The following is a 22,635-nucleotide window of genomic DNA, read 5'->3' as shown; positions in this document are numbered from 1 at the left end:
ACGCAAACGCTCGGCTGGGGCGTCCTGCAATGACCGTCAGAGGCCCTCATCTGCTAAGGCGCGCACCAGTCGCACGCAGAGCTGTATTCGGTCCTCGCTATCCGCTAGCCGGCCGCCTTGGGGATTCTGCTGGACCAGAACCCGCAACTGGTCATTAGAATCGAACGCCGTCAAGGCCTTGGCGACCTTGGTCTCGACGGTCTCACGGTCGTCTGGAAGGACGAGTTCGAAGGAGTCGTCATCACAGCGAATCTCGATGCGGGACTTCTTGAGCGTGAGGCCTGGGTCGTCGCGGCGCCACCAACTTGGTTTCTCGGCATAAGAACCAAGCGAGCCGTCTATCCAGGCCGCATGTAGCAGTGCGTCGCTGAAATAGGCGGTGTAGTCGCTGCCGTGAAGCATCCGGAGGCGCTGATAAGCGAACCCGCCGATCGTCGTGTCGTAGGTGCCGTGGTAGTAGCCATCACCCTTTGAGCTGCGGGCGCCGGAGTAGCGGACGAGGTAGTAGCGCCAGTCGTAGAAGTTGCGGGACTCGCGTTCAGCGAGCCACTGGGCGCGGATCGCATCGAGGGCGTCGCCCGGCTGGTTCCTGCCGGTCGCCGCCCGCGTGGCGACGTTGTCCAACAGAGCCATCAGCGGCTCGCGGATGTTCGCGAGATTCGCCCGAGACCCCGTGGTGAGCATGTCAGTCCAGGAGTCGTCCTTCTGGGAATTTCCGAGCTGGCGACGCGTTCCCTTCCAGCCAACATCGCGTGAGTAGTCCCCTTTCGTGAGCAGCGCGGCGCCGAGCAGGTCGCGCAGTTCCGGTCGGCTCACGTCTGCGAATGCTTCAGCCCGTGCTTCCAGCGTGGCTGCATCGAGCACGAACGCCATGATGCGTCCCCGAACCAGTGGGTGGTCTTCGAGTTGATGCACGGCGTCAATGGCTTCTGGGTGCTCGTCCAGAAAGGACCACTTGAGGACCTCATCAGCGACCCAGTCGCTTCGGAAGGCCCCTGAATCCTCCAGTTCGCCGTGAACGATCAGCTTCTCGGTCTGTGCGACGTAGGCAGGCATGCGCTTGGAGTCGAGGAAGGCGGCAGTGACATTGCGTAGAGAACGCAGGCGCTTGGCGATCTCGTCCTGACTGATCGTGTCGCCGGCCTGTCGCGCGAGCAGGACTCCGAAGAGGAGCAGCGTCTCTTGTGCCGTGAAGTCGGACCCGTACCGGACTATGCAGCCACCGAACAGGTCAGGAGTTGTGGAGAAGAGCGGAATCGATCCTTCCCCGGCGCCGCCGGCGGTGAACAGCCTGCTGAACTCGGCGCTCGGGTCGAGAGGAACTCTGATATGGGTGACGGGATCCGCACCAACCCACGTGTCGAACGCGTGGAAGAAGAAGTCTCGATTCCGATCGGCATGTTCGTTGTCGGGGTCGGCGAGGGCGAGTCGGGCTCGTTCCTCGATCGGCCAAAGCCTTCGTGCCTGCTTGTCGTGCCACTTTCGGTCGGACTTCCCGTCGCGCCACTCGCAGATTTCGATGATGAAGGTGAGGTACCGCTCAAACTCGTCGTCGATCTTGTAGTCGCTCGCCGCTCGCTTCTCGTACTCCCAGAGCAGGTCGGCCCACACTCCGTCGATGCTCTCGACGAGGTGCTGGTGCCGGTCGGGCTCGGCTGACTTGATGATGCTTTCGAAGTCCGCCTTGAAGACCTCAAACGTCGTCAGTGGCTTCCCGCGCGAGTTCATCTTGATATAGAGGTCTTCCCCGTGGGCGATATCGACGACGGGGAGGAACAGGAACCAGATGGCACTGTTTTGGACGTCTGCGGGGAGAGCTGCGAGCCGGTCCCACACGGCGTCGATTTCGTCGGCGTGCGGGTCGAGCCGTCGATGGATCCCGTCGAGGACGACGAGCATCGACGCGATGGTCGGGTCGTGGCGCCACGGGTAGACGTACCACGGCTGGTCGCTGATCCAGTCCGATGGAGAGGCCGGCCCGCCTGGATACGGGTTCTTGGCGATCGTCTCGGTGAAGTCCCGGGCTGTCGGCCGCGTCGCGTAGGAGAAGCACAGCCAAGGGGCGGCCGGGTGGAGTTTGTCTGCGCGCGAAGCGACGTACCAATGCAACAAGAACAGGGTAGTGAGGCGTTGTTGACCGTCGAGTGGCTGCAGGACTCCGTCTCGAACGTCGCCGTACACGAAGTCGAGACCCATGTGCCTGTCAGTCGTGGCGGCTTCGATGACCTTGTCGAGGAAGCGGTCCCGGAGTAGGCTGACCTCTTCCTCAGCTCGGCCCTGCGCGAAGTCACGCTGGATGATCGGGATCTCGATCTCAGTGATGCGGGGACGGTCTCCGGCGGGTTCGTCGAATAGGCCGAGGAACGTGGTGGGGTAACCCTTCATGCGTGAACCTTGTCGGTGGGAGAGCTGTTGGCAAGCAAGAACGGCTCGACCTTAGCGATCAATGCAGTGCGGTAATTGTCTAAGTCTTGGGGACCCCACAAGGAGATCTGCTGGTCGGCTGCCGCCGTGTAGTACTTCAGGAAGACGTTTCGTGTGCAGGGCAGGATGTAGGCCCCGTCCTGGTCCAAAGCTATGACTTGTTCACGTTTCAATGCGAAGACCGCGTTGTTCAACTTGCTGTTGAGGTCCCTTTGCAGCAGTGCCAGGTTGCCTAGTCCGTGCATGTCTTCATCTGTGGTGTCAGTGCCCGGAGCACTGAATAGTGCTAGGACACGGCGGAAGATCCAGTCGAAACTCCGCTCATCGGTCTTACCGTCGGCCATGGCCAGATGGGCGTTGATCTTGTCGATGATCTCCTCCACGTCGGCCCGCTGATCCGGCGGCCAGTCAGACTCTTCGATCTTCTTCTTGTGTGTCCGGAGCCAGTCTCGTCGCTCGGCCTCCTTCTCGAACGCTTCCGAGTTCTGAGCGTGGATGTGTTCCAGCGACCAGTTATCGACGTAGGCGTGGAACGAGAAGCGGCTCCCGATAACGCTGCTGCCGAGCACGGTCTCGACATTCATGAGGAGCAGGACGTGGGTGCACTTGCTGTTGTCCTTGCCGTAGCGCAGGAGCGAGACCTTGTTAGCAGTGAGATCAAGGCGCTGGCGGGTGCGGTCCACCAACGCCTCGCGGAAGGTCGAGTGGGTCTGAGACCTCGACAAGTCGATGAGGTCCTGGATCGAGTCGCCAATCTGGATGAGGTAGCCGATCCGGTGGTAGAGACATCGGTCTTGGAACCACCCAGTCAGCAGTCCGTGGCGCTCGACGACGTCGCGCCAGAAGGCGGCCGTCGCTGTCGACCGACCATTCCTCATCTCGGCAGTGCGCCGCGCAATGTCCTTCGAGACTCGCTCAATGTCCTCTTGGACTTTGCTGAAGGTCCAGTAGCGGGGCCGTTCACGGAGGCCCGCCTTTGGCGTCATGGACTCGAAGAGGAAGTCGATGTGGGTCGACCTTTCGGTGGATGAGCGCGTGAGGAAGGCCCAGAACTGCGGATCACGGAGATCCCTCTCGAACCTGTCCCATTGGGCAGCGATCTCCTGTTGCCGCCCCGACTTGCCGCCGGCTGCGCCGCTATTTGATAGCACCAAAGCCTTGATCAACTCGGAGTCCGTGAGCGGGATATGATCACGGTTCAGGCGCGTAAAGAGTGCGGAGGCGTCGGTGCCCGGCGGCGCCTCGTACCAGATGACGTACACCCAGTTAACAAGCGCCGTGTGAAGATCGATGGCGGCCTGTCTGGCGTCCGGCTGTTCGTCGAACCACTCTCCGATAACCTCGTACGCCTGGGCGATGTGGTAGAAATCGATGTTCTCGTCACGGCGCGAGAAGTCGAGAGTCTCCAGGAAGTCGCGACTACCTGGTCGGGTTTCATAGGTGAGCAGGTAGTCCAACTTGGAGGCGGCGATCTTCTTGGCGACATACTTCGTGATCAGGAACAGAGTTGTTAGGCGCTGCTGGCCGTCGACGAGCTCCCAGCTCCCACCATCGCGCTTCAACACGACGATCGGCTGGAGGTAGTAATCGGTGGGCTCTCCCCTGCCGGCTTTGCCCTTGTGGGCCTTGATGTCCTCCAGAAGTTGGCGCACTTCCTCGCGTCCCCACCGGTAGCCGCGCTGGTACGCGGCGACGAAAAACTCGCCCTGGATGAACGGCTTGGCGCCGTCGCCCTTCATCACGAGCCGGGGCTCAATCGTCGCCTCTGATCGAGCTGGTTGGTCAGCGTGTTTCCCCATGAGATAAGACTGTAGTGGGATGCTCCAACAGATTGGTAGATTGCGATGACGTGGGTGCCGATGGCGGGGCGCAGCGCATGCGTCATGACTGAACCCCGCGCACATCTGTTGCATAAGATCGGCAAGCGACCCCAATGCAACGTCTAAGCACTACGTCCAGAAGACCCACGAGGCACCGGACAACACGACTCTGCTGGAGGCGTTCGGCCAGCGCATGGAGTGAATCCGGTGGGTTTCCGGTGGATGCCTACCTCAGAACTTCAAAAGCAAAGAGCCCCTGATCTGCGTTTCCGCAGTTCAGGGGCTCTTTCCGGGTAGGGCTACTCGGACTTGAACCGAGGACCTTAGGATTATGAGTCCCGCGCTCTAACCAGCTGAGCTATAGCCCCTAGCGCCCCGGACCTCCCGTGATACGCGCACGGTGGCAGGGCAAAAACACTCTAGCAAACCCCGGAAAGCGTTCAGACCACTTTGTCCTCGAACCGCGCGCCCCGGTACAGGTCCTCAAAGGTCTGCAGCGTTCCCTGGATGCTGTGTGGCTCCACCATCTGCCGGCTGGCTTGGCCCATGGCGGCGCGCTCAGCGGCAGGCAACTCCAGGATCCGCGTGATCTTCTTGGCGAGGTCATCGCTGTCATTGGGGGTAAAGAGGTACCCGTTCTCGCCGTCGCGCACCAGGTGCGGCAGTGCCATGGCATCCGCCAGCACCACCGGAGTGGACGCGGACATCGCCTCCAGCGTGACCAGCGACTGCAGCTCGGCTGTTCCCGGCATGCAGAACAGGTCGGCCTGGATATAGGCCTTCCGCAGCTCCTCGTCGGTGGCAAGCCCGAGGAACTTGACCCGGTCACCCAGGTCCAGCCGATGGACAAGCTGCTCCAGTTCGGAGCGCACCTCGCCGCCGCCAACAATTTCCAGGTGCACGTTCAGCTCCGGCGGGGTCTTGCTGATGGCCTCGATCAGCACATCCACGTGCTTCTCCTCGGCCAGCCGGCCGGCGAACATCACCGTCGGGTACGGATGCGGGTCGATCTGCTCCCCGGGCTGCAACTCATACGCGGCGGAGTCGATGCCGTTGGACAGCGGCAACACCTTGCGAAGGAAGGCGTGCTGGTGCATAGCCTTGGCTGCAAGGGGCGTGGGTGTGGTGACCACATCCGCCTTGCCCATGACCTTGCCCATGTCCTTCCACGAAATACGTCCGATGATGTCCTTGAACCACTGCGGAAACGGCAGGAACGGGTTCAGGTTTTCCGGCATGAAGTGGTTGGTGGCAACGATCCGTACGCCGCGCTTCACTGCCTCGTACAGGACGTGCTCGCCGATCATGTAGTGGCTCTGGATGTGCACCACGTCCGGCTGCACGCGGTCGAAAAGAAGGCTGATTTCCTTCTTGATTTCCCAAGGAAAGCAGATCCGGAAGTATTCGTGGGTGGGAACGCCATGGGAGCGGAGCCTGTGGACCGTTCCTTCCGGGCGGAACTCGGTGAAGCTCTTCCCGTTGTCCGCGCGACAGGCCAGGACGTGCACGTTGTGTCCCCGGCCGGTCATTCCCTTGGCCAGGCGGTAGCCGAACTGGGCTGCTCCGTTGATGTGGGGCGGATATGTGTCCGCGGCGATCAGGATGGTCAGGGGACGCTGGTCGGCGGGCGTGGTCACGTGGAGAGCTCCTGATGGTCACGGTGCAGACAGCATGAACTGGCAGCACGGCTGGCCGCTGCGCCGGTGGCGCCTGGCCTCGTGGTGAATTTTGGCTTGACGGGATCTTGGATGGAGTGTGCTGGACAGTATTCGGTGGACAGCGGGGCTAGCGTGCCGCCCGGCCCACGGCCTTCCGCGCGTCCTTCTTGCGCTTCGTGACCTCGGGGTGGTGCCTGGACAGGGCGATTACCCCAACGATAGCAAGGGAGGCCGCAGTTCCCATGGCAATGGCCATCACGGCGTGGACATCCGGACGCAGTTCCCCGAGGATCACAATGCCGATGGCAATGCCCACGATGGGGTCGATCACCGTCAGCCCTGCGATCACCAGGTCCGGCGGACCGGTGGAGTAGGCGTTTTGGACGAACCAGGACCCCAGTCCCCCCGCTGCGAGGAGGGCCACGACGGTGTACCACTGCACATTCAGCAGGAACAGCCCGTTGGGATCCAGCAGGTGCTTGCCGATGATCCGGGTGAGGACTGCCACGAACCCAAAGAGGACCCCGGCACCCAGGATGTAGACGAACGCATTCATCCGGTGCCTGAACATGGCGGCGAGGGTGCCGAAGAGCCCCACGGCAAGGGCCAGCAGCAGCACGATGGTGAGCTCGTCTTCCAGGCTCACGTGGTGGTTTTCCTGTGTGACGTTGACTGCCAGCAGGACGAAGAGCGCAGAGCCGGTCACGCAGGCACCAATGGCCACCACCGTTGCCCGATTGATGGTGAGGTCCTGGTCCTTTGCATTGATGATGGTGGTGATGACCAGCGCGATGGCACCGATGGGCTGCACAACCGTGAGCGGGGCGGACACGAGCGCCACCGCGTTCATGGCCATGCCGGTGCACAGCAGCAGGAGGCCGAACACCCAGCGGGGGTTCCGCAGCAGGCGCAGGAAGCCGTTGGAGCTCAGGGCGAGGCCGCCGGTGTCCGCTTTGACGGCGCTCCCCTGGCGTTGGGCACCGAGGGCCAGGCAGAAGGCGCCAAGCAGTGCAAGCACAACTGCCAGCCACACCATCAGGTGGTCCCGTCGTCGTGTTGTGCCTGCAGCCGGCCCTTACGCAGGATGGCCCAGAAATAGTTGTAGGCAGCAACCCAATGACCAACCAGGCCAAGCCCGAGCACTATCCAGGCGGCCACGAACAGCTCGGCCGAGAATCCTGTGTCCAGCCGTGAAAGGACCAGCATCGGCGTCCCCAGCAGCAGCAGTCCGGTGCGCACCTTGCCCACCACGCTGACCGGGAGGTCCGGGTGGCCCCGGAAGAAGGACAGCGTCAGGGCCAGCAGGACCGCGTCCGGGACCACCAGCGCGGCCAGGTAGAGCCAGTGGACGACGCCGGCGATCACCAGCGTGACAGCAACGGCAATCATGGCGAGGCGGTCCGCGATCGGGTCCAGGACCCGGCCCAGCCTGGAGGCCTGGTCGAAGCGGCGGGCGATGTAGCCATCGATCCAGTCGGTGCCGGCCATGACCGCCAGGACCACTACCCCCGCACCGTATTCCTTCTGCGCCAGGACAAGCCAGATGAAGAGCGGGACCCCCATGAAGCGCACCACGGTGAGCAGGTTGGGAATGGTGAACACCAGGTCATGGTCCACCTGGGGGCGTCCAGGTCGGGCGCCGGCACCAATGAACTTCACCCCGTGCCCCTTTCCTTCCTGCCGCCCCTGCGGGCGCCTTGCCGTTCCAGCCGTGGACCTTCTGTTGGTTTCCGGGACGGGCCCGGCACCCTGCCCTAATACGTTCGCAGGAGCTTACGGACCAGCACCAGGAAGACCGTCCCTGCGGCGATGAAGGCCGCCAGCGGCTTCCAGCGCTTGTCGAGGTCAGCGGATCCGGACAGGGCTGCGAACTTCTGCCCCGCAACGTCCCGGCCGTGGCTGGCCAGGGCCTGCCCTTCGCGCAGTTTGTCCTGGGCGGAGGCCAGCAGGTAGCGGGCCTGGGTCTTGACGTCGAGCTCCGTGCCGAGTTCGTCGCGCACTTCGGTGAGGTGGTGGCGGCGCTGGCCAAGGCGGCGGACCAGCTCCGGCTCGGATGCGTGCGGAAATTCCTTGTCGTGCTCGGCCGCCTTCGCCGCCTTCTCAGCCTTGGCCTTTGCGGCGGCTTCATCCTTCGCGGCTTTGGCGGCCTTGGCTTCCGGACTCTGGGGGTCCAGGACTGCGGCGTTGAAGGCTGAACCTTCCTTGGCAACACCGATATCGTGCTTGATGCCGCGGATGGTCTCCTCCGGCATGAGCGGCATGGCCTTCTTGAACTTCCGCGCGCCGATCAGGCCGCCGATAAGTGCGATCAGCAGGAAGGCCGCCGACACCAGGAGCGCGGCCAGCCAGGCGGGCATGATGGTTGCAAGCCCCATGATGGCCGCCACGATGAGGCCCACCACCAGGAACATCAGGAACACCAGGGCTACGGCAAAGAACGCAGCGGCTACTCCAACCTGGATTCCCTTGCGCTTGAGCTCGATCTTCGCGAAGGCGATTTCGTCATTGAGCTGGCGCGGCGCCAACCGGAAAAGGAGTTTTAGCGTCCTGGGAAGCGCAGTGATGCGCAATCCCTGGCTGGTACGCCCGCTGTGACGTCCGCTCATCGGTTCCGCCTTACTGGTTATGGGTCGAATCGGCTTCCGTGTGCTGCGGGAAAGTGCAGCCGCACAGTCCCCGCACCAAAACTATCATTCAGGTTAAGGACGAACTTCGGGGCTTGCCGGGCGGCAGTACCTACAACGCTGCAAAGTTAGTCTCTGCGGGCCTAGGATTGATCTCCGTGACCATCCCCAGCAATCCGGGCGACCTGCTAAGCCGTCGCCGGAAACTCCTGTACATCCTCCTCCTCGGCGCCCTGACGGCACTGGGCCCGTTCACGATCGACCTCTACCTGCCTGCGTTCCCCGCCCTGGAGGCGAGCCTGGGGGTGACCGAGGCGCAGGTCCAGCTGACCCTGGCGGGGACCACCGTGGGCTTTGCGATCGGCCAGCTCGTGGTGGGCCCGTTCAGCGACAAGTTCGGCCGCAGGACGCCCCTCATCCTGGCCACGGCGCTGCACATCGCGGCGTCCTTGGGGGCCGCCCTGTCCGCGGACATCACCGCCCTCGGCATTTTCCGGGTCCTCATGGGCGTCGGGGCTGCCGGCGGCGGTGTGGTGGCCATGGCCATGGTCCGGGATCTGTTCTCCGGCTACGCGATGGTCAAGATGTTTTCCCGCATGTCCTTGGTCAACGGCCTGGCGCCGATCCTGGCACCCGTGATCGGCTCGCAACTGCTCCTGGTGATGCCGTGGCCCGGGATCTTCGTATTCCTTGCCGCCTACGGCACCCTGGTGATCATCGCCTCGCTGTTCCTGGTGCGCGAGACTCTTCCGCCGGAAAACCGCCGGCAGGGCGGCATGACTGTCCGCCAGCGTTACCGGATCCTTTTCGGAGACCGCGTCTTTGTTGGGCTGCTGCTGGTGGCCGGCCTGAACTTCGGCGGGCTGTTCACGTATCTTTCGGCCTCGCCGTTCCTGTTCCAGGACATCTTTGGCTTCTCGCCCCAGCAGTACGGCCTGCTCTTTGGCATCAATTCACTGGGCATCGTGGCCGGAATCCAAACGAGTTCCCGCCTCATCCGGCGGGTGCCGCCGCAGTGGATCCTCGCCGGTGCCACCGCCTGGATGTTCGTGATGGCCATGCTGATCGTGGTGTTCGACCAGCTGGGGTTTGGCCTCTGGGGAGTCATGGTTCCGCTGTGGTTCTACATCATGGGCACGGGCTTTATGTTCCCCTGCGTGCAGGTGCTCGCCCTGGCCGGCCATGCTGCCCAGGCGGGCACTGCTGCCTCCCTGCTGGGGTTCTCGACCTTCATGATGGCCGGCCTCATCTCCCCCGTGGTTGGCTGGCTGGGCATCACCAGTGCCGCTCCCATGGGCGCGGTGCAGGCGGTGTGCATCCTGCTGGCCATCGCGGCGCTATGGCTGGTGGTGCGGCCGCGCACCGTTCCATCGATCCACTGACGCCATGAAGAACGCCGGACGAAAGCCGCACCGCAACCCCCGGGGACTGTTCCTCGGGGCGGTGCTTGGCGCCGTCGCAGGCTATTTCGCCGGCCGCGCGCTGGGGAATCCCGCCATGGGCATTGTGCTGGGGATGGTGGCCGGGTCCGCCCTGCTGTACCGCGTCAACCCCGGGCCCTGGAACCGTCCGTAGCCTTTCCGCACCCGGAGCCACCGCCTGTGCGCCGAATCCGGGGGATTCGCCGGGGCCCGGCATCTGCCGCCGAACCCCGCTGCCGCGATAAAATGTTGTCCGTGCCCAACTGGCAGGATCAACCCCCGCTTCCGGCCACGTGGCAACGGTGCGATAACCGGATACTGCCACTGTGGTGGGACCGGTTGTGCGCCCAGAGCGGCAGCCAGTCGGCGGCCCTCTACGCCGCGGGCCTGTTCACTGAGGACCGCCGCCGTCCCATCGCCCAGTGGTACAACCCGGCCTTCAAGGCGGCGCTGTTGGTGGCCCCGGAAACCTCCCCCGAATGGCCCGTGCAGCGCTTCGGGATCTTTTACGCCCCGCCGGACACCGGCTTCGTCCGGATCCACTCGGCACCCCATGAGTGGAACCCGCGGCAGCCACGGAAGTCACCTACCGAGCAGGAGGCGTTCATTGCCGCCATTGCCGAAGCGGAACGCTTCCTGCAGGTGGAAATGGACTTCGTCTAGGACGACAAAAATCCCCGTCCCTCCACAGGAGGAACGGGGATTTTTCGGCTGGCTCCTCCTGCTGGACTTGAACCAGCAACCCTTCGATTAACAGTCGAATGCTCTGCCAATTGAGCTAAGGAGGAATGAAGCAGGTATGACATTAGCAAAGGTTTCCGGCCAATGCGAAATCGGCGTTGCCGCCCGCCCGGGACCGCGTCCCGGGGCATAAAAAATCCCCGTTCCGGAGGCCCGGAACGGGGATTGTGCGCTCCTCCTGCTGGACTTGAACCAGCAACCCTTCGATTAACAGTCGAATGCTCTGCCAATTGAGCTAAGGAGGAATGAAGCGGGTATTAGCCTAGCAAAGACCCGCGCTGGAAACGAAATCGAGCAAACGGCCGGGGTGCCAGGGCTACGTTTCCGCCCGAAGCGAGCGGCGTTCCATTTCCAGCATCATCAGTTCCCGGTTGAGTCGCTGGTACGTTTCGGGGTCCGCTGCAGGGTCAAGCCGCTGAAGCTGGCCCATCTTGTCCGCCTTGACGCGCGTGATCTGAAGCTCGAACAGCCGTGACAGGATGTCGCGGCAATACTTCCGGACGGCTTCCTCTGTGCTCGCGGGCAACGGCACCACGGCCAGTTCGGACACCAGGGGCCGCAGCGGTTCGGGGACCTCGTGCATCACCTGCTCCACCCACCGGACGGGGTCCCCGGTCAGGGCAGGGTCCGTGGCACGCATGGCGTCGTGGACGGCCTGGAAGGCAGGCGTGACGAACCGGGCGGCCGAGAAACGCTCCCAGATCCCGCCGGCAAGAAGCGACGGTTCCTGCAGTGCCACCTCGAGCGCCTGCCGCTCCATGGACGCCACCGGGTCCCGGGGGTCCGGCCGGTGGTAGGAAGGAACGGCGCCCGACGGCGGCCCTGCAGCAACACCGGGTCCGCCGGGTGGGGCGGTGCTTGCGGCAGTCCGCGCAGCGGGGCCGGGAGCCCCGCCCGGGTCGCCGCGCTTCGCGGCGTTTTTCACTTCGGCGTTGACCAGCCGCAGCACCTCGTTGGGGTCGGGCATGCCCAGCCAGCCGGTCAGCGCCTGGCAGTAGCCTGTCCGGGTGGACGCGTCGCGGATGGCCGCCACCACTGGGACGGAGGCCTTCAGCCCCTGTACCCGGCCCTCCACCGTGTCCAGGTTGAACTGCTTCAGGGTGGTGCGGATGGCAAACTCGAACAGCGGCCGGCGGGACTGGACCAGGGCGTGCACGGCTTCGTCGCCCCTGCTTTGGCGCAGGTCGCAGGGATCGGCGCCGGAGGGCTCCACGGCCACGTACGTCTGGGCGGTGAACCGCTGGTCCTCCTCGAAGGCGCGCAGTGCGGCCTTCTGCCCTGCGGCGTCGCCGTCGAAGGTGAAGACGACCTCTCCCCCGGTGCCGTCGTCGGACAGCAGGCGGCGGGCGATCTTGATGTGCTCGGTACCGAACGCGGTGCCGCAGGTGGCCACCGCCGTCGTAATTCCCGCAAGGTGGCACGCCATCACGTCGGTATAGCCCTCCACCACCACCAGCTGGCGGTCCTTGGCGATGCTGCGTTTGGCGAGGTCGATCCCGTAAAGCACCTGGGACTTCTTGTACAGGGTGGTTTCGGGCGTATTGAGGTACTTGGGGCCTTGGTCGTCCTCGTAGAGCTTGCGTGCGCCGAAGCCGATGGTGTCCCCGGCGATGTCCTTGATGGGCCAGATGAGGCGGCCGCGGAACCGGTCGTAGATGCCCCGGTTGCCTTCGGAGAACATGCCCGTCAGTTTGAGCTCGGCGTCCGTGAAGCCGCGGCCCCGGAGGTGCTTGAGCAGGGCATCCCAGCCCTGCGGGGCATAGCCAACCCCGAAATGCTCGGCTGCAGCCCGGTCGAAGCCACGGCCGTGCAGGAAAGTCCTTCCCTCGGCGGCTCCCGGCGTCAGGAGCTGGGCGCGGAAGAACTCGTCGGCGATCTTGTGGGCATCCAGCAGCCGCTGCCGCCGGCCCACTTCCTCACGGTTGGGGCCCGTGCCGCCGTCCTCGTACCGCAGCTCGTAGCCGATCCGGGCTGCCAGCTTTTCGACGGCTTCCTGGAAGGAGCTGCGGTCCTGTTTCTGCACGAACGCGATGACGTCGCCGTCCTCGCCGCAGCCGAAGCAGTGGTAGCGGCCCACCTGCGGCCGGACGGTGAAGGAGGGGGAACGTTCGTCGTGGAAGGGGCACAGGCCCTTGAAGGTGCCAAGCCCGGCGCCCTTGAGCGTGACGTAGCCGTCAACCACTTCCTTGATGTCCGTGCGCTGGCGTACTTCGTCGATATCTTCGCGTTTGATCAGCCCGGGCACAGAGCCATCCTAGTGCCCGGATACGACATTGAAGTTGGGGACGTTACCGGGGTCACCACAGGGACGGAAGGCTCCCCACCAGGCGTTCGTACATGGCCAGGGCGGAGCCGTCGGTCAGCGAGGCCACCTGGTCGATCACCACTCGGAGGCGTGCGCCGTCGTCGGGCGCGTCCCGCCAGTCGGCGGCAAACATCGGCTCCAGGTGCCGGTCACCCGTAGCGCTGAGCGCCGTGACCAGGGCGTGGAGCACCTCGCGCTGCCGCTCGTAGATGGGCTGGCGGTGCTCGGTGGTCATAACGAAGGTGGTGGCCAGGCCCTTCATGACGGCGATTTCCATGACGGTCTCGTCCGGAACCATCAGCTCGGCGTTGTACCGGGTGAGGTTTTCCGGGCCGTAAACCGCGCGGGTGGTTTCCAGGGCACTTTGGCAAAACCGGCCGATCAGCTGGCTCGTCATGTTCTTCAGGGCAGCCATGGATTTGCGGCTGCCGTCCGCCTCGCGGACCCAGACGTCCGTGGCCTCGAGCCGGGCCAGGGCGGCATCGATGGCGGCGGGATCATTGTGCGGGAGGTACCACTGCTTGGCGTACCCCACCACGCGGGCACGGTGGTCCGGGTTGTCCATCCAGCGCAGCTGGAAATGCCCGGCCACGATCGCGTCCTCGACGTCGTGCACCGAGTAGGAGATGTCATCGGCCAGGTCCATGACCTGGGCTTCCAGGCAGGACCGGCGTTCGGGGGCGCCCTCCCGGAGCCAGTTGAAGATGGGGAGGTCGTCCTCGTACGCTCCGAACTTGCTGGTCCGCTGGCCGTGGATCACCGGAGCTTCAAGCGCGGACCACGGGTATTTTGCCGCCGCGTCCAGGCTGGCGCGGGTGAGGTTCAACCCCGCCGGCTGCCCGTCCGGGGTCAGCACCTTGGGTTCCAGCCGGGTCAGCAGCCGCAGGGTCTGGGCATTGCCCTCGAATCCGCCGATGGCGTGGGCCACCTCATTGAGGGCCGATTCGCCGTTGTGCCCGAACGGCGGGTGCCCGAGGTCGTGGCTGAGGCAGGCGGTGTCCACGACATCCGGGTCGCAGCCCAGGGACCGTCCCAGTTCCCGGCCCACCTGCGCGACCTCAAGGCTGTGGGTCAGGCGGGTGCGGACAAAGTCGTCCGTGTCCGGCGCCACCACCTGGGTCTTGGCACCAAGGCGGCGGAGCGCGGAGGAGTGCAGCACCCGGGCGCGGTCCCGCTCAAAATCGGAGCGGTAGACGTTCTTGGGCGGCTCCTCCACCAAGCGGGCGGAATCGTGCGTGTCATACCCCGGCAGGACCGGGGCGGCAGTGCGGGTCTCAGCCACCGGAAACGTCCAGTTCCGCCGCGGAAATGTCCCGCGACTGGTCAGCATTAAGGGCCCGGGATTCCAGCCAGTCCTTCGGCAGCGCGGGCTTCTTCGGTGACCCGGCGCGGCCGCGGGGACCTTCCGCGTCACCGCCCGGGTAGGGCGAGTCGACGTCGAGCTCGGCCAGGGCGGCGCTCAGTTCCTCGAGGCTGTTCACCAGCGCCATCCGCGTGCGGAGTTCGCCGCCCACCACGTAACCCTTGAAGTACCAGGCAATGTGCTTGCGGATTTCCCGCAGCGCCTTGCCTTCATCGCCGAAGGTCTCCACCATCAGCTCCGCGTGCCGGTAGACGCCCTGGGCAACCTGGCCCAGGTTGGGCCTGTGCCGGGTGTCGCTTCCCTCGAACGCTGCCTGCAGGTCACCGAAAAGCCACGGCCTGCCCTGGCAGCCGCGGCCCACCACCACCCCGTCAACGCCGGTTTCGCGGACCATCCGGACCGCGTCCTCCGCGGACCAGATATCGCCGTTGCCCAGCACCGGGATATCCGGCAGCGCCTCGCGGAGGCGGGCGATGGCGGACCAGTCGGCCTGTCCCGAGTAGAACTGCGCGGCCGTCCTGCCGTGGAGGGCGACGGCGGCAACGCCGGCATCGCGCGCAATGCGGCCGGCGTCGAGGTACGTGAGGTGGTCGTCGTCGATGCCCTTGCGCATCTTGATGGTCAGCGGGACATTGCCCTTGGAAGCTTCCTTGACGGCGGTCTGGACGATCGAGGTAAAGAGGTCGATCTTCCAGGGCAGGGCCGAGCCGCCGCCGCGGCGGGTGACTTTGGGAACGGGGCAGCCGAAGTTGAGGTCGATATGGTCCGCGCGGTCCTCCTCGACGAGCATGCGCACAGCGGCGCCTACTGTCACCGGGTCCACGCCGTACAGCTGGACGGACCGGACTTTTTCGTCGTCGTCGTGGGAAATGATCCGCAGGGACTCAGGGGTCCGCTCCACCAGCGCGCGGGAGGTGACCATCTCTGCCACGTACATGCCGCCGCCGTACTCCCGGCACAAACGGCGGAACGCCGAGTTGGTGATCCCGGCCATGGGTGCCAGGATCACCGGCGTGTCCACGGTGATGGGACCCAGCTTCAGGGGCGGGAGTTCCAGCTTGGGGGCGGGAGTAGTTGCTGCAACAGTCACCTGTCTATTGTTGCAAAGCCGGGCAAATCGGGAATCCGCGCTGGTGCGGAACCGGTCTGCCCCGGTCAGCCCCGGTCCGCCCGGCGGCCCCGCCGCGTGGGCAGCCCGCTGTCCTCCCCTGCAGCCGACCGCCGGGAGCGCCCCTCCAGCGCGGCGGCTGCGAGGGCGCCGGTGTCGTCGACGTCATCCACGATGTTGTGTCCCGTGCTGCCGGTGGCTGCGCCTGCCGGCGTCCAGCCTGGCCCGTCCGCTGCCACGGCAGGGGCGGCAGGCACGGCCGGTTGACCGGCTCCCGCCTGGACGCCGGTGGCTTTGACCACCAGGACCGCGATCAGCGTGGTGACGGGGATGGCCAGCACCAGGCCGATGGAGCCCACCAGGGTACGGATGACTTCCTCTGACAGTTCCGCGCTGGTGAGCGTGTCAGCGAGCGGGCGGTCGTACAGCATCACGATGATCAGGATGGGCAGGGCTGCGCCGGCGTACGCGAAGGCGATGGTGTACACGGTGGAGGCGATGTGGTCGCGGCCGATCCGCATGGCCGAGGTAAACAGCTTCCGGGCACTGCTGCCCGGTGCCAGCTCGTAGAGTTCCCAGACGGCGGAGGACTGCGTGATGGTCACATCGTTGAGGACGCCCAGCCCGGAGATGATGAGCCCGCACAGGATGACGCCGGAGATGGAAATGTTGGCAGAGGTGTTCACCAGGGTGGTGGCGTCGTGGTTGCCCACCCCGGCGAGGTTCGCCGCGCCCGTGGCCCAGGCGGCCAGGAGCGCCGTGATCCCCAGCCCGAACATGGTGCCCAGCAGCGCGGTGGAGGTTCGCGCCGAGAAGCCGTGGGCGAAGTACAGGACCCCGATCATGATCACCGTGGATCCCACCAGGGCCAGCAGCAGCGGCGGCTTCCCCTCCACCAGCCCCGGAAGCATAAAGCTGGCCAGCACGAAGTAGGCGCCCACCAGACCGATCAGGGCGCGCAGGCCCCGCCAGCGGGCCACCGCGATCACCACCGCCGCATACAGCAGTGCGAGCAGGACGATCGGCAGGGTGCGGACGAAGTCCACGAAGATGAAGGCCGGCGAACCCTGGGAGGCCGAGGCGCCCTGGGCGTTGGACAGGTTCAGGTACCGGATCTGGTCGCCGGGCTTCACCCCATGGGACTTTGCGACGTCCGGGTTGATGACCACTTTGACCGGGCTTCCGCCCTTGTCCGGCTCGGTGAAGGCGAAGGTGCAGTCCGATCCCTGCTGGGACTGCTGGCCTTGGGCCTGCCCGCCCGAGCCCTGCTGGCTTTGACCCTGTTGGCTCTGACCCTGCTGCGACGCGCCCTGCATGCAGTTTTCCACCACCACGCTTTGGATGGTGCCTGTGTCGAAGGTGACGCCGGGGGCCGCGGAGTAGGGGTTGGCCAGGGAGATGCCTTCCTTGCTGCCCGAGGGCCAAAGCATCGCCATTCCCGCGAGGGTGAGCAGCGTCAGGGGGATGAGCACCGCCGCCAGGATGCGGTTGGCTTTTCGACGGGCGGCCATCGCTTCCGGCGTCGGTTCCGAATGGCCTGTGGAAGCGTGGGAGTGACCGGACCCCATCAGCAGTAGAACCTCATACATTGAACTCTACGTCCGGCACCGTAGGGTTGATAAATGGATCTTTGGGGACTGGGAGGTACCGGGCATGGTTAGCAGCAGTACTGAGGAAAACGGCGGATCCCGCCACGCGGGTGCACCCGCGGCTGCCCGGCAGGCAGTGCTCAGCGTCCTTCAGCCGGCGGCTCCCACCCGTGGTATTGCCCTGGTGCTGCACGGCGGCAAGTCGCAGAGCCGCGAGCCTGTGGAGGCCAGGCACCTGAGTCCGGCGAGGATGGTGCCCTTCGCACGGCACCTGCACCGGGCCGGCCGGAAGCACGGCCTGGCTGTGTGGTCCCTGCGCAACAGCGTCCGCGGCTGGAACGGATCGGAGATGACCCCGCTGCAGGACGCCCGCTGGGCACTTGGCCAAATCCAGGAGCAGCACCCGGGCCTGCCGGTCTTCCTGGTGGGCCATTCCATGGGCGGGCTCACCGCCGTCTGCGCCGCGGACCAGCCCGGGGTGGAAGCCGTCGTCGCGCTTGCTCCCTGGCTCAACCCGGGAACTCCCGTCTCCGCCGTTTCAGGCCGCAAGGTGCTGATCGTGCATGGGACCAAGGACAGGTGGACCAGCCCCTCCGCGTCGCTGTTGTTCGCCCGGCGCGCTTCGGCCAACGCCGCCAGCATGCAGTACGTTGCGCTCAAGGGGGCAGGCCACTTCATGCTCCGCAAGATCGGGCTGTGGCAGACGCTCACTACGGGGTTCGTGATGAAGGCTTTCGCCGAAAGCACCGGCGCCGACGTCGCCCTGCCCGAGGGCTTCACCCGGCTGCTCCCGGAATCAGCCGTCCAAGTGACCCTGTAATCCCCCGGTCCTAAATACCCGCACCAACCTCCCCAACCAGGTAGCGCCAAGTGTCGTTTTGGGGCCCCAAAACGACACTTGGCGCTACCTGGTTGGGATTGGCGGGGCTAGTCCGAGACGATGAGGGTTTCCGGGCCGGCCAGCCGCGCCTTGCCGCTTTCCAGCAGGGGTTCGACGGCGGCACGGAGGGCCGTCATGGAGTCGTCCAGTTCGAGCATCACCGGGTGCTGGTAGGCGATCAGCGCGAGCATGTCGCGGACCGCCTCGGCAGCATCATCCGCGGCGAGGGCGGGTTCGTGGCCGACGAACACGTCGGTGGGAGCCTCTGCGCCCTCCGCACCTGGTGCCGCGTCCGGGTGTGCCGGCGCCGCGTAGCTAACCGCGAAGGCACGGATCCGGCCTTTTTTGGTTGGCGCAACGCCGGCACCGAAGGCCGACTCGGGCCGTGCGCGCAGCACGATGGCGCCGTGGGCCCCGGTGAGGTCGTCCAGGAACAGCTTCTGCACCTGCCCCATGGACAGCACGCCGGGCGAGTCCCAGCCGTGGATGGAGGTGTAGTACCTGCCCACAACGTCCGTCAGCTCAACGGACCCGGTTGCCAGGTCCATCACCACGTCGGAGCCGGCGTTCTCATCGTTGGCCGGCCTGCCGCCGTCGTCCCCGGCAGGAAACACCGGCAGCCGCAGGGCTCCCGGCTCTATGACCACCAGCCGCGAACGCTGGATGGGCCCAAGCTCGAATGCCTCCGCGAAAGCGGCACCCGGGGTGCCCGGCTCCACTTTGGCGCGGAGCCTGGACACGCCCGACGGCGACTGGCCGGCTTCGCGGCGCAGCATGGTCAGGAGGGTGGCACCGATGCCGGAGCGCCGGTGGTCCCGTGCCACCTCGATGTAGGCCCAGAGCCGTTCGGGGTGCAGCGAGGCCTCGTACACCACGCCCGCCGCCACGGGGATGCCGACGCCGTCGATCACGTCCTCGGCCACGATGCAGCGGCGCCAGGGCGTGCCCCCGCCCCCGTCAGAGGAGAGCGTCAACGCGCCCCGGAACTGCCGGTCCTGCTGGGTCTCCGGGTCGCCCCAGATCTCCAGCAGGGCGAGGTCGTCGCCTTCGCGCCACTCGCGGTATTCGATGGCCATGGCTAGGCGCCGATCAGGCGTGCGGCCAGGTAGCCCTCCACCTTGTCCAGGGAAACGCGTTCCTGGCTCATGGTGTCCCGCTCCCGGATGGTCACGGCCTGGTCCTCAAGGGTGTCGAAGTCCACGGTGATGCAGAACGGGGTGCCGATTTCGTCCTGGCGGCGGTAGCGGCGGCCAATGGCGCCGGCGTCGTCAAAGTCGATGTTCCAGTTCTTGCGCAGCTGCGCGCCCAGGTCCTTGGCCTTCGGAGACAGGTCCTCGTTCCGGCTCAGCGGAAGCACGGCGGCCTTGACCGGGGCCAGGCGCGGATCCAGCTTCAGGACGGTACGGACATCGACGCCACCCTTGGCGTTGGGGGCCTCGTCCTCGGTGTAGGCGTCCACCAGGAAGGCCATGAAGGAGCGGGTCAGGCCTGCGGCGGGCTCGATCACGTACGGGGTGTAGCGCTCGTTGGTGGCCTGGTTGAAGTAGCTCAGGTCCTGGCCTGAAGCCTTCGAGTGGGTGGAGAGGTCGAAGTCGGTGCGGTTGGCGATGCCTTCCAGCTCGCCCCACTCTGAGCCCTGGAAGCCGAAGCGGTACTCGATGTCCGTGGTGCCCTTGGAGTAGTGGCTCAGCTTCTCCAGTGGGTGCTCGAAGAAGCGCAGGTTCTCCTCGCGGATGCCCAGGCCGGTGTACCAGGCCATGCGCTCGTTCATCCAGTACTTGTGCCATTCCTCATCCGTGCCGGGCTCCACGAAGAATTCCATCTCCATCTGCTCGAACTCGCGGGTGCGGAAGATGAAGTTGCCCGGCGTGATCTCGTTGCGGAAGGACTTGCCGATCTGGCCGATGCCGAACGGCGGCTTCTTCCGCGAGGTGGTGAGGACGTTGTTGAAGTTCACGAAGATGCCCTGTGCCGTCTCGGGGCGCAGGTAGTGCAGGCCCTCTTCGCTGGCAACCGGACCCAGGTAGGTCTTCAGCAGGCCGGAGAACTCCTGCGGCTCCGTCCATTCACCGCGGGTTCCGCAGTTGGCGCAGGCGATGTCCTTCAGGCCGTTCTCTGCCGGGCGGCCCTTCTTTTCCTCGTACTCTTCCTCGAGGTGGTCGGCGCGGTAGCGCTTGTGGCAGGAGAGGCACTCCACCAGGGGGTCGGAGAAGACCTCAACATGTCCGGAGGCTTCCCAGACCTGCCGGGGCAGGATGACCGAGGAATCCAGGCCCACCACGTCCTCGCGGCCGCGGACCATGGACTGCCACCACTGGCGCTTGATGTTTTCCTTCAGCTCGGCGCCGAGGGGCCCGTAGTCCCAGGCAGAGCGCGAACCTCCGTAGATCTCACCGGCCTGGAACACGAATCCCCTGCGCTTGGAGAGGGAAATGACCTGGTCGAGAACGGACTTTGCTGCCATGGGGGTAACTCCAATTTCTACAGGGCCGCTGGGTGCGGTCCGCGGGTTTCAGGCCCTGCCCGAGCCAGCGGCGGGGTGCCGGTGGCTTACAGGCGGGGCGGATGAAGGAAAAATGCGAAAAGCTGCGTGTCCTAGCCTACCGGCCGCTGCCTGGCCGGGTGTTACCCGGGCAGGCGGCCGGATGTTTGCCGCAGCCTGCCCGGACGTTACCGGGACAGGCAGCCGGATGTTGCCGCGGTAACACCCGGATGTTACCGGCGCAGCGCGCCCCGAGGCCATGGCAGGGTGGCAAGGATGATGGCGGCAAGGGTAAGGATGGTGCCCAGCACCGTGGCCGGCGCCACCACGGTTCCCGGGGCCGGCAGCACCACATCCAGGGCGAGCGAGCCCAGCAATTGCCCGGCGATCATGCCCAGCCCGGTCACCAGGACGCCCAGGCTGCGGACCAGCAGTGCGCCCAGGCCTATGAAGACGCAGCCCATGGGACCGCCCACGTAGTACCACCACTCCCCCGGCAGCGGGTTACCCCATCCGGCCACCGAGACTTTGATGGCGTAGGCGATCCACAGCACGGCGGAACCGGCCACGAAGTTGACCAGGGTCGCGGCGATCGGCGTGCCGTAGTGGACGGTGGCTGTGCCATTCATTGCCTGCTGGAAGCTCATCAGGAATCCTGCGGCAACGGGCAGCAGGAGCGGGACCAGCAGCGACGCTGCCCCGCCGCCCGGCCCTGCGCCGCCGTCGGAAGCCACCGCCGCCGACCCCGCGAACCGGGGAGACACGGCCCAGGCGACGGCGGCGATGGTCAGCAGGCAGCCGATGACGCGGATGCCGGTGACGGGCTTCCGGCCGGCCGGTCCGATGCCCAGCCGGTCCACCAGCAGCCCGCTGACTGTCTGCCCGGTGACCGTGGCGACGGTAAACAGCGCAACGCCAAGGATGCCCACCGTGAAGGACTGGGCGAAGACAAAGAGCGCACCGATGCCGCCGGCAAGGACATACACCGGCGGAAAAGCCCTGCTGCGGACTGCGGGCAGGATCCGGGCCAGGCCGGCCCGACCCCGGGGAAGGACCAGCGAGATAAGGATCATGAGGGCGAGGCCCGTGCTGAAACTCACCACCGCGGCGGCGATGCCGTCGTTGAGGCGTGTTCCGAGGGCCCCGTTGATGCGGCCCTGCACAGGAATGGCGAGGCCCGCGCCCACCGCCGGTGGAAGGCCTGCGAGCAGCGGCAGGCGGGGGCTGGGGGTCATTGAATCCACTTTACGTCAGGCATCATTGCTTCTATGAGCAATGTTGAAGAGATCACCATCCGCGACAGCATGATCCGCCTCGGCCAGCTCCTGAAGCTCGCCAACCTCGTGGAGGACGGAGTGGAAGCGGCTGAGCTCATCAAGAACGGGCTCGTGAAGGTCAACGGCGAGATCGACGACCGCCGCGGCCGACAGCTGCACAACGGGGACACCGTGACGGTGAACGGGCAGACTGTGCGCGTGGTGGCGCCCGCAGCCTGACGCCGCAGCGGCCCGGCCACCCAGGCCGCCGCCCGCCGTCGTACGTCCTACTTCTTGAGGACCTCGTGGGTGAGGAATTCGCCCACGTGCCCGATCTCCTGCTGGTTGATCCCGTGCCACATACCCGTGTACAGCACCTTGGTGAGCTTGACGTGCTTCCGGACCCAGCCCATGGTGTATTCGATCTTGTCCGGGGTGATCACTGGATCCTGCTGGTCGCGGCCCCAGAACATGGGAATGGTCCCGTCCAGCTCGGCATCCCTGAAGCTGGGATCGTCGCCGGCATCCACCACAAAGCCTGAGAGTCCGACGACGGCGGCGAAGTCCGTGGGCCGCTGCCGCAGGAGCGTGGTGGCCATGGCCATGCCCATGGAGAAGCCGAGCAGCGTCACGGAGGGGTGACCCACCCGGATGGCGTCGATCCAGTCCAGCACATAGGACGAGGCCGCCTTGACCCGTTCCAGTGAGTAGTCGATGGACGCTGTGAGCGGGAACCAGGTGAACCCCGGGCCCATGGCGATCGGCGCCCGGACGGAGGCGACGGCGAAGTCCCCCGGCAGCAGGTCAGCCAGGCTGAGCAGGTCCTGCTCGTTGGCCCCGTAACCGTGCAGCAGCACCAGCAGCGGCTTGCCGTCGCGCTGGTCCTCTGGATGGGACCACAAAACAACAGGGGCAGGAAATACTTCAGCTTCAGTCATGGTTTCCATTCTTACCAGTTACTTCG

19 protein-coding genes and 3 tRNA genes are annotated in these 22,635 nt (G+C 65.6%); 5 read left to right on the top strand and 17 right to left on the bottom strand.

The window, feature by feature from the left end; translation table 11 throughout:
- Positions 1–36: 36 nt before the first annotated feature.
- The 7 genes from KTR40_RS06515 to KTR40_RS06485 form a co-directional block, all read right to left on the bottom strand.
- Complete coding sequence (locus KTR40_RS06515; RefSeq protein ID WP_228405656.1) at positions 37–2,385, bottom strand: DUF262 domain-containing protein; 2,349 nt, start codon at positions 2,383–2,385, stop codon at positions 37–39.
- Positions 2,382–4,223 carry a DUF262 domain-containing protein gene (locus tag KTR40_RS06510; protein WP_228405655.1) on the bottom strand — a complete coding sequence of 614 codons (1,842 nt, stop codon included), beginning with the start codon at positions 4,221–4,223 and terminating at the stop codon, positions 2,382–2,384. The genes KTR40_RS06515 and KTR40_RS06510 overlap by 4 nt, the downstream gene beginning before the upstream one ends.
- Before the next feature lie 315 nt (positions 4,224–4,538).
- Positions 4,539–4,612, bottom strand: a tRNA-Ile gene (locus KTR40_RS06505).
- A gap of 72 nt (positions 4,613–4,684) precedes the next feature.
- On the bottom strand, positions 4,685–5,881 hold the full coding sequence (locus KTR40_RS06500; RefSeq protein WP_228405654.1) for a glycosyltransferase: 1,197 nt from the start codon (positions 5,879–5,881) through the stop codon (positions 4,685–4,687).
- 148 nt (positions 5,882–6,029) lie between these two features.
- The gene (locus KTR40_RS06495) at positions 6,030–6,938 is read right to left on the bottom strand and encodes a DMT family transporter (RefSeq protein ID WP_228405653.1); all 909 of its coding nucleotides are present in this window, start codon (positions 6,936–6,938) and stop codon (positions 6,030–6,032) included.
- A complete protein-coding gene (locus tag KTR40_RS06490) occupies positions 6,938–7,561 on the bottom strand; it encodes a CDP-alcohol phosphatidyltransferase family protein (protein ID WP_139028655.1) in 624 nt (207 codons plus the stop codon). The genes KTR40_RS06495 and KTR40_RS06490 overlap by 1 nt, the downstream gene beginning before the upstream one ends.
- A gap of 95 nt (positions 7,562–7,656) precedes the next feature.
- On the bottom strand, positions 7,657–8,508 hold the full coding sequence (locus KTR40_RS06485) for a phage holin family protein (protein WP_139028654.1): 852 nt from the start codon (positions 8,506–8,508) through the stop codon (positions 7,657–7,659).
- A gap of 176 nt (positions 8,509–8,684) precedes the next feature.
- Between KTR40_RS06485 and KTR40_RS06480 the strand changes: the two genes are divergently transcribed.
- The 3 genes from KTR40_RS06480 to KTR40_RS06470 all read left to right on the top strand — a co-directional run bounded on the left by KTR40_RS06480 (position 8,685) and on the right by KTR40_RS06470 (position 10,610).
- Complete coding sequence (locus tag KTR40_RS06480) at positions 8,685–9,908, top strand: multidrug effflux MFS transporter (RefSeq protein ID WP_228405652.1); 1,224 nt, start codon at positions 8,685–8,687, stop codon at positions 9,906–9,908.
- Positions 9,909–9,912: 4 nt separating this feature from the next.
- Positions 9,913–10,101, top strand: a complete 189-nt coding sequence (locus tag KTR40_RS06475; protein WP_139028653.1) for a hypothetical protein — start codon at positions 9,913–9,915, stop codon at positions 10,099–10,101.
- A gap of 101 nt (positions 10,102–10,202) precedes the next feature.
- Positions 10,203–10,610: a hypothetical protein gene (locus KTR40_RS06470; protein ID WP_139028652.1), complete on the top strand. Its 408-nt coding sequence runs from the start codon at positions 10,203–10,205 to the stop codon at positions 10,608–10,610.
- 49 nt (positions 10,611–10,659) lie between these two features.
- On the opposite strand, the gene KTR40_RS06465 is transcribed toward KTR40_RS06470, so the two are convergent.
- From KTR40_RS06465 to KTR40_RS06440, 6 genes are all read right to left on the bottom strand, one after another.
- Positions 10,660–10,735: transfer RNA gene (locus KTR40_RS06465), tRNA-Asn, on the bottom strand.
- Between the two features lie 125 nt (positions 10,736–10,860).
- Positions 10,861–10,933: transfer RNA gene (locus KTR40_RS06460), tRNA-Asn, on the bottom strand.
- Positions 10,934–11,004: 71 nt separating this feature from the next.
- Complete coding sequence (gene dnaG, locus KTR40_RS06455; protein ID WP_228405650.1) at positions 11,005–12,933, bottom strand: DNA primase; 1,929 nt, start codon at positions 12,931–12,933, stop codon at positions 11,005–11,007.
- A 52-nt stretch (positions 12,934–12,985) separates the two neighbouring features.
- Entirely contained in the window at positions 12,986–14,275 is a 1,290-nt protein-coding gene (locus KTR40_RS06450; RefSeq protein ID WP_228405649.1) for a deoxyguanosinetriphosphate triphosphohydrolase, read from the bottom strand.
- Complete coding sequence (gene dusB, locus KTR40_RS06445; protein ID WP_228405648.1) at positions 14,268–15,446, bottom strand: tRNA dihydrouridine synthase DusB; 1,179 nt, start codon at positions 15,444–15,446, stop codon at positions 14,268–14,270. Before dusB ends, KTR40_RS06450 begins: the two co-directional genes overlap by 8 nt.
- A gap of 65 nt (positions 15,447–15,511) precedes the next feature.
- Positions 15,512–16,975, bottom strand: coding sequence for a YibE/F family protein (locus KTR40_RS06440; protein WP_370633189.1), 1,464 nt, complete (start codon positions 16,973–16,975; stop codon positions 15,512–15,514).
- 142 nt (positions 16,976–17,117) lie between these two features.
- On the opposite strand from KTR40_RS06440, the gene KTR40_RS06435 reads away from it, so the two are divergent.
- Positions 17,118–17,873: an alpha/beta hydrolase gene (locus KTR40_RS06435; protein ID WP_228405647.1), complete on the top strand. Its 756-nt coding sequence runs from the start codon at positions 17,118–17,120 to the stop codon at positions 17,871–17,873.
- A 107-nt stretch (positions 17,874–17,980) separates the two neighbouring features.
- Here KTR40_RS06435 and KTR40_RS06430 read toward each other — a convergent pair whose 3' ends face one another.
- From KTR40_RS06430 to KTR40_RS06420, 3 genes are all read right to left on the bottom strand, one after another.
- Positions 17,981–19,009, bottom strand: coding sequence for a GNAT family N-acetyltransferase (locus tag KTR40_RS06430; RefSeq protein ID WP_228405646.1), 1,029 nt, complete (start codon positions 19,007–19,009; stop codon positions 17,981–17,983).
- Positions 19,010–19,011: 2 nt separating this feature from the next.
- Positions 19,012–20,397 (bottom strand): glycine--tRNA ligase, encoded by a 1,386-nt coding sequence (locus KTR40_RS06425; RefSeq protein ID WP_139028646.1) that lies wholly within the window; start codon positions 20,395–20,397, stop codon positions 19,012–19,014.
- A 251-nt stretch (positions 20,398–20,648) separates the two neighbouring features.
- The gene (locus KTR40_RS06420; RefSeq protein WP_228405645.1) at positions 20,649–21,650 is read right to left on the bottom strand and encodes a DMT family transporter; all 1,002 of its coding nucleotides are present in this window, start codon (positions 21,648–21,650) and stop codon (positions 20,649–20,651) included.
- A gap of 33 nt (positions 21,651–21,683) precedes the next feature.
- Between KTR40_RS06420 and KTR40_RS06415 the strand changes: the two genes are divergently transcribed.
- The gene (locus tag KTR40_RS06415) at positions 21,684–21,911 is read left to right on the top strand and encodes an RNA-binding S4 domain-containing protein (RefSeq protein ID WP_139028643.1); all 228 of its coding nucleotides are present in this window, start codon (positions 21,684–21,686) and stop codon (positions 21,909–21,911) included.
- Positions 21,912–21,958: 47 nt separating this feature from the next.
- Here the strand turns inward: KTR40_RS06415 and KTR40_RS06410 are convergent, their stop codons facing one another.
- Positions 21,959–22,609: an alpha/beta hydrolase gene (locus KTR40_RS06410; protein WP_139028642.1), complete on the bottom strand. Its 651-nt coding sequence runs from the start codon at positions 22,607–22,609 to the stop codon at positions 21,959–21,961.
- Between the last annotated feature and the right edge of the window lie 26 nt (positions 22,610–22,635).

It is taken from the genome of Pseudarthrobacter sp. L1SW, from assembly GCF_020809045.1.
GTDB lineage: Bacteria > Actinomycetota > Actinomycetes > Actinomycetales > Micrococcaceae > Arthrobacter.
This window is presented reverse-complemented; position numbering and strand designations above follow the sequence as displayed.

Excerpts from the sequence above, each read along its gene's own strand:
- KTR40_RS06515 (WP_228405656.1), bottom strand. The coding sequence starts at position 2,385 with ATGAAGGGTTACCCCACCACGTTCCTCGGCCTATTCGACGAACCCGCC.
- KTR40_RS06510 (WP_228405655.1), bottom strand. The coding sequence starts at position 4,223 with ATGGGGAAACACGCTGACCAACCAGCTCGATCAGAGGCGACGATTGAG.
- KTR40_RS06495 (WP_228405653.1), bottom strand. The coding sequence starts at position 6,938 with ATGGTGTGGCTGGCAGTTGTGCTTGCACTGCTTGGCGCCTTCTGCCTG.
- KTR40_RS06485 (WP_139028654.1), bottom strand. The coding sequence starts at position 8,508 with ATGAGCGGACGTCACAGCGGGCGTACCAGCCAGGGATTGCGCATCACT.
- KTR40_RS06475 (WP_139028653.1), top strand. The coding sequence starts at position 9,913 with ATGAAGAACGCCGGACGAAAGCCGCACCGCAACCCCCGGGGACTGTTC.
- KTR40_RS06440 (WP_370633189.1), bottom strand. The coding sequence starts at position 16,975 with ATGGCCGCCCGTCGAAAAGCCAACCGCATCCTGGCGGCGGTGCTCATC.
- KTR40_RS06435 (WP_228405647.1), top strand. The coding sequence starts at position 17,118 with ATGGTTAGCAGCAGTACTGAGGAAAACGGCGGATCCCGCCACGCGGGT.
- KTR40_RS06430 (WP_228405646.1), bottom strand. The coding sequence starts at position 19,009 with ATGGCCATCGAATACCGCGAGTGGCGCGAAGGCGACGACCTCGCCCTG.
- KTR40_RS06425 (WP_139028646.1), bottom strand. The coding sequence starts at position 20,397 with ATGGCAGCAAAGTCCGTTCTCGACCAGGTCATTTCCCTCTCCAAGCGC.
- KTR40_RS06420 (WP_228405645.1), bottom strand. The coding sequence starts at position 21,650 with ATGACCCCCAGCCCCCGCCTGCCGCTGCTCGCAGGCCTTCCACCGGCG.
- KTR40_RS06415 (WP_139028643.1), top strand. The coding sequence starts at position 21,684 with ATGAGCAATGTTGAAGAGATCACCATCCGCGACAGCATGATCCGCCTC.
- KTR40_RS06410 (WP_139028642.1), bottom strand. The coding sequence starts at position 22,609 with ATGACTGAAGCTGAAGTATTTCCTGCCCCTGTTGTTTTGTGGTCCCAT.